Below are 11,208 nucleotides of genomic sequence, written 5' to 3'. Positions count from 1 at the left end.
TTGAAATAATTGTTTGAAAAGATGCTATTAAATTGGACGTTTATATCATTTTGATCATTTCTTTTATATAAAGGAAAAATAAGAAATTAGAAAATGGAAACAAGCAATGAAGAGAACAACTGAAAGTAGCTTACACAGATGTTTATAAAAAGTTATAGAGCATTTCTTTGAATGAGGAATGCTTTTTGTTTTTGCTTGGAACGAAAATGAACAACAAAAATATTATCTAAAATAATAAAAGTTTATTGCAAAACGATAAAATTTATATTAAAATCAAAATCAGAATAAATAAGTGTGTTGCTTTTTATGGAAAAGGTAACAACGTTATTTTTAAAATTAGGGGAGGTATAACTATGGACATTAACAATTTGATTATTGAAAATATTGATAACCCTCATGAGCTGGAGAGAATGTATAGAAAAGACCCGAAAGCTTTTAAAAAGTCATTCTCACAAGCATGGGCCCAAAACCCTGATTCCCAGGTGCTAGGTGCTTGGTATGAAAGGTTGCATTTCAAGGAGACGGCAAATACAGAAAAACCTTCATTGTTTCAAAAAGGTTTCTTATTCATGGGCATTTTAGCTATTCTGGCAGGGCTAAGCACCAGGATAATCTTCCATTTTGTCGAACAGGGAGCAATTGCTCCAATTAACTTGGCTTTTGGTGTAATTCCCTTTATTGCTGCTTATTTTATTTACAATAATACTCCGAAAAAAAGTATTATTTATTTCCTTGCAGCGTTGTTCCTAATTTCCGGGTTGTATCTTAATACGCTGCCATTAAATTATAAAGACAGTATTATCCTTGCTTATTTACACTTTCCCATATTCTTATGGGTATTGGTAGGGCTTGCATTTACAGGGAATGAATATTCAAAAGGCAGTACAAGATTAGCCTATATTAAATTTAATTTGGAGTATTGTATTCTCTACGCCAGCATGGCAGTTAGCGGAATGGTACTAGCAGCATTAACCATGCAGTTATTTAGGTTTGTTGACTTGAATATAGAAGACTTCTATTTTAGTAATGTTGTTTTATTTGGTGCTGCCGCTCTTGCTATTGTGGCTGCATACCTGGTATCAATGAATCTGAAACTTGCTAAGAATATTACACCATATATAGCTAAAATTTTTAGTCCTCTTGTCCTGATCACATTGTTGCTCTATCTAATAACGGTTATATGGGTCGGGAAAAATCCATTCTTGGACCGCAATTTCCTGATAGTCTTCAACGGAATACTCCTTGGTGTATTGGCCGTTACCATATTTTCCATTATCGAGAGCGACTCAGACGAGAAAAAGAACATTTCAGATTATATAAATTTTGCCTTAATTGTTCTTGCACTTATCATTGACAGTGTGGCTTTGTCAGCAATCGTGTTCAGACTTTCTTCTTATGGGATTACGCCTAATAGACTTGCTGCTTTAGGAGTAAACATACTTATCTGGGCAAATCTAATTTGGATTATGCTCTCCTATATGCGTTTTCTACAAAATAAATCCGGACCTTCAACTATCCAAGATGCCGTTACTAAGTATTTGCCGGTATACGGATTTTGGGCAGCTTTCGTTATATTTACTTTTCCTATAATTTTTAATTAGAAAGGCTCTGTTAATGTAACGAAAAGTTAATCTTTTATTATATCATTTTTATTAATGAGTAAGAGACGATAAGTATCGTTAATTCTATAATTTCTCGACAATAAAAAACGTCCCGCAGTGGGACGTTTTTTATTATGTATATTGCTTTTTTTTCTTAATAAGCAGCAACATTTGCGAAATGCTAGCAAGCACAGGTAATTCAATTAACGGTCCAATGACCAAGGCAAGTGCAATAAGAGGTTCGTCTGGAAAAGCAGTCACAGCAATTGCGAGTGCAACAGGCGAGTTTCTCGCTAATGTTGTTAAGCTTAGGCTTACGGTGTCTTCATAGGATAAATGCATCATACGTCCTACAAACTGTCCTAGTATAAAGTTAATCATGAAGAACAGTAATACTGGTATAAGTAACAATAAAACAACATTCATATTTTGTAATAAATACTTACCTTGTGAGGCAAACATCGCTAATATTGCTAAACTTAAAAATACAATTTGAGCAGAGCTGAAAAACGGAATGAGTTTATTCTCAAGTGTTTCAGCTTTTTTCATTTTATGCATAATGAATTTTGTAGCGTGTGCAAGTAAAAATGGTAAAACAAGTACAATAACAATACTTTCTACTAAAATAGAAATTTCTACTGCTTTCATTACACCAGCAAATAAAAACAAATAAATTGGTAGCAATAATACTTGTAAAATTAAATTTACCGGTAGAATTGATGTAGATAATGCGACGTTACCTTTTGCGATCTCTGTGAAAATTAAATACCAATCTGTACACGGAGTAACCATTAACATAATAAAGCCAACCCAAAGTGCTGGGTGATCTGAAAGAAATAACGCGCCTAATCCCCAAGCGAGAAAAGGTGTCCATATAAAATTAATACCTAGGCTTGTTCCAGCGAATTTTAAGTTGCGGAATCCATTTTTTATATCCTTTAAGGGGATGCTGAGGAATAATCCATAAAGCATTAAAAATAAGAAGGGGACAATAAATTTTTCTGAATACATATGTATCATATTAAATTGTCCTAATATAACCCCAAATATAACAGCTGCAAGAATGATAAAGGTTTGAATCTTTTCTAAAGTACTCATTAATAAATCCTCTCTATAGATGAATTTCCCTTTCTAGTTGTATTATACAAGGTATTTATGTGTTTTTGAATTTATCATTTTGACTGAGGAAATATCTTTATTTAATATTTTTAATCCGAGATATTTTTCTTTTTTAAAAGTTACTTGACTAAAGTAAGTGGGTGTACTATACTCACTTACATAAGGTAATTAAATAAATAAATAAAAGTTAAAACTTCGGTTTAGATAATGTATTTAAATGAGATAGTTTCAGCAGGACATGATGAAACCTTTTCTTAGAATAAGATTTTTAATGCTGATGAATAATGAATATGATAAGAAAGTTTAGGTGAAGAGAATGGGATTATTTAGCTCATTATTTGGTAAAAAAGAAGAAAATACAAAAGTAGAGGAGAATAAAACTATGTCAAAAGTATTATTTGTAAAAGCGAACGATCGTCCAGCGGAGCAAGCAATTAGTTCAAAAATGTATGAAACATTTGTAAGTGCTTATAAGGAAGCAAATCCGAATACAGAAATTACGGAGTTAGATTTATTTGCATTAGATCTTCCGTATTACGGAAATATCGCTATTTCAGGTGGATATAAACGTAGTCAAGGAATGGAGATAACAGCTGAAGAAGAGAAGGCAGTTGCTACAGTAGATAAATATTTAAATCAATTTTTAGAGGCTGAAAAGGTTGTATTTGCGTTCCCATTATGGAACTTTACAGTACCAGCACCATTAATTACGTATATTTCATATCTTTCTCAAGCTGGAAAAACGTTTAAATATACAGCGAACGGTCCAGAAGGTTTAGCTGGTGATAAGAAAGTAGTTGTTTTAGGCGCTCGTGGTTCAGATTACTCTTCTGAACAAATGGCTCCTATGGAAATGGCTGTTAATTACGTTACAAACGTACTTGGGTTCTGGGGAATTACCAATCCAGAGACAGTTGTAATTGAAGGACACAATCAATATCCAGATCGCTCACAGCAAATTGTTGAAGAAGGTTTAGAGAACGTTAAGAAAGTAGCAGCGAAATTTTAAATAATGATAGTAAATGTAAAAACCAACATGGGTGACCATGTTGGTTTTTTAGTCTATTCCCTATGTTAAAAAATGTATATTTATAAAATAAAAGAAAAGTTTGAAAATAGTATTGCAAAATATTATATATCAAACTATAATGAGTTCAAGAATAGTTGATACTTAAATTAAATATTCAGAAAATTCAATTAGTTAAAATTGGAAAATGAGATAAGGAAATTTGAATGGGGGGTTATATTATGGCGAATAAAGTACCGTTTTCGTTCATAGTAGTTATTGGATTAATGTTATTTGCACTATTTTTTGGAGCAGGAAATTTAATTTTCCCAGCTATGCTAGGTCAATCGGCAGGAGAGAATGTATGGATTGCTAACGCTGGATTTTTAGTAACAGGAGTAGGTTTACCATTACTAGGTGTATTAGCATTTGGTTTTTCAGGTAAAGATGATTTACAGTCATTAGCAAGTCGTGCTCACCCAGTGTTTGGGATTGTGTTTACAACAGTTTTATACTTAGCAATCGGTCCGTTATTTGCAATACCAAGAACAGGAAATGTTTCTTATGAAATTGGTCTTAAGCCTTTTATGCCAGAGGGATTAGGTTCTACACCTTTAATTCTTTTCACAATTATATTCTTTAGCATCACTTGTTTTTTTTCGCTAAATCCTGCGAAAATTGTCGATATTGTTGGAAAAATATTAACGCCAATTAAATTGACATTCATCGGTATTTTAGTAATCGTTGCTTTTATTCATCCGATTGGAGATATGCAAGCACCAGTGGAAGCTTATACATCACATGCATTCTTTAAAGGATTCCAAGAAGGATACTTAACGATGGACACGCTTGCATCATTCGTATTCGGAATCATCATCATTAATGCAATTAAAGAAAAAGGTGCGAAAACGAAAACACAAATTATGGTTGTTTGTGCAAAAGCAACACTGATCGCTGCATCTATTTTAGCAATTATTTATACAGCTCTTTCTTATATGGGAGCTTCAAGCGTTGCGAAGCTTGGACATTTAGAAAACGGCGGAGAAGTATTAGCAAAAGTTTCTAACTACTATTTCGGATCATATGGCGGAGTATTATTAGGGTTAATGATTACAGTTGCTTGTTTAACAACAAGTGTGGGACTTGTATCAGCATGCTCTTCATTCTTCCATAAGTTATTTCCAAATGTTCCTTACAAAGCAATTGCAATTACGTTATGTGTGTTTAGTGCTATTGTTGCAAATGTTGGATTAACGCAATTAATCGCAGTTTCTGTTCCAGTATTAACAGCAATTTATCCACTAGCAATCGTGTTGATTTTTTTAACATTCTTCCACTCATTATTCAAAGGAAGAGCTGAAGTTTATCAAGTGAGTTTAATCGTAACGTTTATCATCAGCTTATTTGATGGATTAAGTGCAGCTGGAGTTAACATTGAAGTAGTAAGCCGTGTGTTCACTAAATTCCTTCCGATGCAGGAAGTAGGATTAGGCTGGATCTTCCCAGCGATTATCGGTGGATTTATCGGATATGGCATTAGCATTTTAAAAGCGAAAAATCAAGTTCAACCAGCAGCTAGTGCGAATAAGAAAATAGGTTGAATTTAAAAAGTTATAGAATTTGATTCTATAACTTTTTTTGTTACTATTAATAATGAGAAAAAATAAAGTAGTAGGGGAAATGAAATGAAAAAAACAATTGATCATATCGGCATCGCAGTTCGTGATATAGATAGTACGATACATTTTTATAAAAAGGTTTTATCAGGAACTTTAATAGATCGATACGTAAGTGAAGCACCCGGTGTTGAAAGCGAAGTAGCTATTCTTGAAGTTGATGGTGATAGAATCGAATTACTTGCGCCAACGAATAATACAACTTCTCCAATAGCACGATTTATAAAGCAAAAAGGGAAAGGTGTCCATCATGTTGCGTATCGTGTAGATGATTTAGATGTAGCTTTAGAAGAATTAAAGGAACAAGGCATTCGAACGTTAGAGCATACCCTTCGAATTAATAAACATGGTAGACGATTAATTTATCTTAACCCAGCGGATACAGAGGGAACAATCATTGAGTATTGTGATTATCCGGAAGAGAAGTAAAGGAAGTTTATCCTTGAGAAAAGGTGTTACGTAATAACGTAACACCTTTTTAATTTGTGTATTTCTCTTTATATGGGAGTTTATTTCACATTTTTTTCACAAATGATTCACGATAACTTTTCTTCTTTAGAAACTTACATAAATATATTTTATGCTATAATGATAATCAACTTTAAAAATATTAGTAATATCTATGAAGGTAGCTACTATTATATTGGAAGTATAGAGGTGAGGAATAAATAGAGAGTGATACTAAATAGATCCTTATACTTAATCAGATTAATATTTTATCAAGAAATAAAACTTGGGAAGTAAAAAGTAATGAAAGTGTAGTGACGAAAAAGAAAGAAGTGAAATGATTGTGAAAGTAATGCGAAGGTTAGGGGCATGGCTATTAATAGCGTGCGTGTTTATCATATTGATACCAAAAAGCACATCTGCTCATGCGTATGTTGTGAAATCAAACCCTACTGAAAATGAAACTTTGAAGAAAGCACCATCTATTGTGAAAATTGAATTCGATGAGGACATACAAGTTTCAAGTTTTAATACATTGTTCGTAAGAGATACCTCAGGTAAAAGAGTAGATTTAAAAGATGCTCATATTGATAAGAAAAACAAAAAATTATTAGAAGCTGGGTTAAAAGAGAATCTCAAAAATGGTCTTTACTCTATTCAGTGGAAAGCTATTTCAGCTGACGGGCATCCGATTCAAGGAGTTATTCCATTCCGGATTGGATTAGCAGAAGCGGGAACAGACGATATACAAGTAGAAGAGATGGGCTATGTTCCGCAAATCGATATGATCATGGAACGTGGGGTTCTATATACAAGTTTCTCACTATTTTTAGGAGTTCTATTCTTTAATCTTATTATGTATAAAGGGAATGCAACCCCAGTTCAATCAAGGAGTAAGAGAATAATATGGATATCATTATTTGGGATATTTATTAGTTTACTATTCAATCTACCATTGCAGGCGAAAATAAATGCTGATGTTTCATGGTTAGAAGCATTCGATCCTATATTATTAAAAGAAACATTACAGCTATCTGTTTTTGGTTATGTATGGATAACTCAAATGGCTCTTATTAGTACGCTTATAATTGTTACATATTTTGCGGTGAAGCGTGAGAAGCTTTCGTCGTTTAAAGTATGGAGCATTCCAATTGTATTATTTATTGGGTTACTTGTTATGAAAGCCTTCAATAGTCATGCATATGGATTAAAGTTTAAAGAAATTGCTGTCGTTATGGACTTTCTACATTTATTCGCAGCTTCGTTATGGATTGGGGGGCTATCATCGATTGTTCTTCTTTTACGTAAAGCGGATGACAAGTGGACTATGTATTGGGATGCGATTAAGCGTTTTTCACCGTGGGCAACAGGTGCTGTCATAGTGATTTTATTAACGGGTCTTTTTAACAGTACATTTTTTATTCCCACGATCCATTCCCTATTTGATACGAAGTATGGATTGGCCTTATTAGCAAAGATACTTTTATTCGTGTGTATGGGGATATTGGGAATTATTCATTATGTGAAAGGGAGAATGCGAGCGCAGCAAAGGTTAGGAGCTACGGTGAAAGTAGAGTTTATCATTGGAATTATCGTTTTTGTAATCGTAGCGTTTATGACAAATGTACAAACGCCGCCGATGCCTCCTACGGGACCTTTTACAGAGAGTAAACAATTAGATAATGGATATGAACTTACTTTACATGTAAGTCCTAATAAGGTAGGACAGAATACATTTCATATTACTTTGAAGGATGAGAATGGACAGCCTGTTACTGATATGGAACAAATTGTATTGACGACTCAATCTTTAGATATGAATATGGGCAAAGGTTCATTTAAAGTTTCGGCAGTGTCACCGGGAGAATATGAAGCGGAAGGAATGTATATTAACATGACAGGAAACTGGAATATACATGTTCATGGGTTAACAAAATTCCTTGATAGTTTCGATATAGATTATAAATTTATTGTAGGTGGCAGATAAAGTGAAACTTTAATCAGTGGGGGATTGTTCATCCCCCCACTGATTATTAGCCTTCACCAATCGGGCTTTTACGGGCAGTTGATCTCCCACCTAACTTCTTTGTTCCAGCCGAATTTTGAGGTGGGAGTCTTACAGCCCACAAATAGCGGGATAAAGAGAAGTTACAGAGGAAAAGGAGTTATAAGAAAATGAAACGTATAAAAAAATTAGGAACAACAATGATAGTGACAATAATTGCAATGGGAATTTTTTCGTTACCTGTAAGTGCTCATGTGACTGTAAAACCAGCAACATCTGACGTTAGCTCTTGGGAGACGTATACAATAAAGGTACCTGTTGAAAAGAATATGGCAACAACAAAAGTCACACTAAAAATACCATCTGGAGTTGAGTTTCAACAGTACGAGCCAGTGCCAGGGTGGAAAGTGGAAGAACAAAAAGATGCAGCTGGAAAAGTTAAAACTGTAATATGGGAAGCAACAGGAGAAGGGATTTTACCTGGCCAGTTCCAACGATTTACTTTCGTTGCTAAAAATCCAGATAAAGAGCAACAAATAGCTTGGAATGCATATCAACAATATAAAGATGGAGAAATTGTTGAATGGACAGGCGATGAGAAAGCTGAGAAGCCGCATTCACTTACTACGATTGCAAAAGGTACATCACTCACAGGAGAACATGGTCAAGTATCTAGTGTGAAAGAGAATACAGGTACAAGTAATATGCAAACAATAGCAATTACCTTATCCATTTTGGCAATTGTATCGTCAGTGGGTACTTGTATTTTTGTAGTACGTCGTAAAAAATAGGCAACATTGAAAGGTCTCATTGAAAGTAATGAGACCTTTGTTAATTAATATTAGAGATTAAGCAGCCTCGAGGGGGATGCGTGTTTGAAGTGTTAAAATTAAATATATTATTGCAATCTTGACATTCCTTTATTGCGGGTAGTAACAGCTTGGCTGGTACTATCCCATGTCCATCAAGCTAACAAAATGGATTGCCCCCAAAACAATAAAAATGAGTTTCATTACTATAAAAAACATAAAATATCTGTTTGTAGAAAAAACTAATTTTTTTAACTTGATGGTGATATAACTCAATTCCTTTATATATTTAGCTAAATATTATTATCAGAATAAACTTAAAATAACTATGATTTCTAGAAATGCGAACTGATGTTGTGAATTAATTTAAAGCTGCTGGAACAAAATAAAACTAATTGAGCAAAAAAACTTGCAAAACTAAAAAGAGAGATGTATATTAGTTGACGTATCAATTATTGATACGTCAACTATTTTTTAATAAGAAAGAAGCCTGAGGATAACCGTATAACGCTTGTTCGGTTATCTGAGCAAGGACGAGAACGAATCGAGTCTTCCAAGAAAGAAAAGGAACGTTTTATGAAGGAAATGCTCGTAAATATCAGTGTAGAAGAACGCAATGTACTTATTCATGTTCTATCACAGATGCAAAAAAATGTAGAGAATATTAAAGGATAGAGGAGTGTTTATAAATGGGATCTACATTAAAAATAAATGATTTTATGAAAATAATGAAAGGACGTCGATCCATACGTAATTATGATCCAACAGTCAAAATCAGCAAAGAAGAGATGGCTGAAATATTAAAGGAAGCTACTACGGCACCATCCTCAGTTAATGCACAGCCATGGCGCTTCCTTGTTATCGAAAGCTCGGAGGGAAAAGAAAAGCTTGCAAAACTCGCTAAATTCAATCAATCACAAGTTTCTACTTCATCTGCCGTTATAGCAGTATTTGCAGATATGGACAACGGTGACTATATAGAAGAAATATATTCAAAAGCTGTTAAGCTAGGATATATGCCGCAAGAGGTAAAAGACAGACAAGTACAAGCATTGACTGCACATTTTGAAAAGCTTCCAGTCCAAGAAAATCGCGAAACTATTCTGATTGACGCAGGGCTTGTCTCCATGCAGTTAATGCTGACAGCACGTGCACATGGATATGATACAAATCCAATCGGGGGTTATGACAAGGAAAATATCGCTGCAATCTTTGGATTGGAAAAAGAGCGCTATGTACCAGTTATGCTTCTATCTATCGGTAAAGCAGCCGATGAAGGATATGCTTCATACCGTCTCCCTGTTGATAGAATTGCACAATGGAAATAGTATAAAACTGATATTAGGGAGTAGAGGGGGCAGAATGGTGTGGAAATAATCGCAGCTATTTTAGTCGGGATCGTAGCATTAGAACATTTATTTATCATGATCCTCGAAATGTTTTTTATTGATTCAAAAGTAGCAAAACGTGCTTTCAAATTACCGAAGCATTTAGAAGGAGATCGAAACGTAGCCGCTATGTTTGCAAACCAAGGTTTATATAATGGATTTTTAGCCGCTGGTCTCATTTGGGGACTTATACTTGGGCCCAACCCAATTGGTTATATGGTTCAATTATTTTTCGTAATTTGTGTGGTGGTAGCAGCTATTTTCGGAGGCTTCACATCTAATAAATCAATTATTGTGAAACAAGGACTTCCAGCTATTTTAGCACTGGTTGCCCTTTTATCTATGATATAGAACCAAAGCTTTTCAATAAAAGAACTCATTATTGAAAAAATACGCTATTCTTTCTGTAGAATCACAGGAAAGGATGGCGTTTTTATGTCTGTTTCTGTGTCTGACGAATTACAACTATTTGCTCAAGAGATTCAAAGCTTTTTATCTCCAAATACCTTACGGGATCTTGCTAGAGATGTTGGTTTTGTAAAACGAACCAGTAAATACCAAGCAAAAGATTTAGTCGCTTTATGTGTATGGGTGAGCCAAAATGTTCCATTAACAAATGAAATAAAGGTTTCAATTGGAGGAACAACATTATACCCAACTGCTAATATTAGTCATTATGTTGGAGTGAAGTGCCCTGTAAACAGGGCGCTTTTTTACTTGGTCGAAAGTATATCGGCATTTTTTAAATATATCATACTCATCTAATTGGAGAGTGAACATACTATTCATTTTAAGTAGGGGTACCGTCACTTAGCCATCAAGCTAAAATTTTATAGTACCCAAGAATAAAATTTTGTGCTAACTTATAATAAAAAAGCTCATTTTTTCGTTTAGGGGGTACTATATAAACTTAGCTTGACAGCGATGGGTAATTTTGAATTCTTAAGTTGATGGTAATGTGGTACTACCCAAGAAGTGCCTAAAAAATTATTATTTTGAGTTCTTGTTACTTAATTGTACCCATTCCACCAATTTTAACATGTACTTTAATATTAACATCAGCCTTCGACAATGCTTTTCCCCATTGGTTTTGGAATCGTTTCCAATCCTGATATGTATAAGCTCGCGCATACAACCCCAATCCTATAGGATCAATC

At 34.1% G+C, this 11,208-nt stretch carries 10 protein-coding genes and 2 pseudogenes; 10 read left to right on the top strand and 2 right to left on the bottom strand.

All coding sequences use genetic code 11. The features are described from left to right. Nucleotides 1-353: 353 nt before the first annotated feature. Nucleotides 354-1,601: a DUF4153 domain-containing protein gene (locus tag JTF23_RS27035; RefSeq protein ID WP_204210252.1), complete on the top strand. Its 1,248-nt coding sequence runs from the start codon at nt 354-356 to the stop codon at nt 1,599-1,601. A gap of 132 nt (nt 1,602-1,733) precedes the next feature. On the opposite strand, the gene JTF23_RS27030 is transcribed toward JTF23_RS27035, so the two are convergent. Further along, on the bottom strand, nt 1,734-2,699 hold the full coding sequence (locus tag JTF23_RS27030) for an arsenic resistance protein (RefSeq protein WP_088078329.1): 966 nt from the start codon (nt 2,697-2,699) through the stop codon (nt 1,734-1,736). 337 nt (nt 2,700-3,036) lie between these two features. Between JTF23_RS27030 and JTF23_RS27025 the strand changes: the two genes are divergently transcribed. From JTF23_RS27025 to JTF23_RS26990, 9 genes and pseudogenes are all read left to right on the top strand, one after another. Beyond that, entirely contained in the window at nt 3,037-3,729 is a 693-nt protein-coding gene (locus JTF23_RS27025) for an FMN-dependent NADH-azoreductase (protein WP_002168630.1), read from the top strand. Between the two features lie 239 nt (nt 3,730-3,968). Next, the gene (brnQ, locus tag JTF23_RS27020) at nt 3,969-5,327 is read left to right on the top strand and encodes a branched-chain amino acid transport system II carrier protein (protein ID WP_002158307.1); all 1,359 of its coding nucleotides are present in this window, start codon (nt 3,969-3,971) and stop codon (nt 5,325-5,327) included. Nucleotides 5,328-5,411: 84 nt separating this feature from the next. After that, nucleotides 5,412-5,831: a VOC family protein gene (locus JTF23_RS27015; RefSeq protein ID WP_002202379.1), complete on the top strand. Its 420-nt coding sequence runs from the start codon at nt 5,412-5,414 to the stop codon at nt 5,829-5,831. Between the two features lie 355 nt (nt 5,832-6,186). Next, nucleotides 6,187-7,836, top strand: coding sequence for a copper resistance CopC/CopD family protein (locus tag JTF23_RS27010; protein ID WP_002202378.1), 1,650 nt, complete (start codon nt 6,187-6,189; stop codon nt 7,834-7,836). Nucleotides 7,837-8,024: 188 nt separating this feature from the next. Next, nucleotides 8,025-8,645 carry a YcnI family copper-binding membrane protein gene (locus JTF23_RS27005; protein ID WP_204210251.1) on the top strand — a complete coding sequence of 207 codons (621 nt, stop codon included), beginning with the start codon at nt 8,025-8,027 and terminating at the stop codon, nt 8,643-8,645. A gap of 492 nt (nt 8,646-9,137) precedes the next feature. Continuing rightward, nucleotides 9,138-9,338, top strand: a pseudogene (locus JTF23_RS28060) (transcriptional regulator); the annotation flags it as partial. Nucleotides 9,339-9,352: 14 nt separating this feature from the next. Continuing rightward, nucleotides 9,353-9,991 (top strand): nitroreductase family protein, encoded by a 639-nt coding sequence (locus JTF23_RS27000; RefSeq protein WP_204210250.1) that lies wholly within the window; start codon nt 9,353-9,355, stop codon nt 9,989-9,991. A 39-nt stretch (nt 9,992-10,030) separates the two neighbouring features. Further along, nucleotides 10,031-10,402, top strand: a complete 372-nt coding sequence (locus tag JTF23_RS26995; protein WP_088078334.1) for a DUF1304 domain-containing protein — start codon at nt 10,031-10,033, stop codon at nt 10,400-10,402. 84 nt (nt 10,403-10,486) lie between these two features. Continuing rightward, a pseudogene (locus JTF23_RS26990) lies at nt 10,487-10,684 on the top strand (IS4 family transposase); the annotation flags it as partial. A gap of 373 nt (nt 10,685-11,057) precedes the next feature. On the opposite strand, the gene JTF23_RS26985 reads toward JTF23_RS26990, so the two are convergent. Beyond that, nucleotides 11,058-11,208, bottom strand: a 151-nt coding sequence (locus JTF23_RS26985; RefSeq protein WP_215729893.1) for a Ger(x)C family spore germination C-terminal domain-containing protein, incomplete at its 5' end; no start/stop codon positions are given.

The sequence above is a fragment of the Bacillus sp. RIT 809 genome, from assembly GCF_016892495.1.
Classification (GTDB): domain Bacteria; phylum Bacillota; class Bacilli; order Bacillales; family Bacillaceae_G; genus Bacillus_A; species Bacillus_A cereus_U.
The sequence above is the reverse complement of the archived record's forward strand: the minus strand, read 5'-3'. Positions and strand labels throughout refer to the sequence as shown.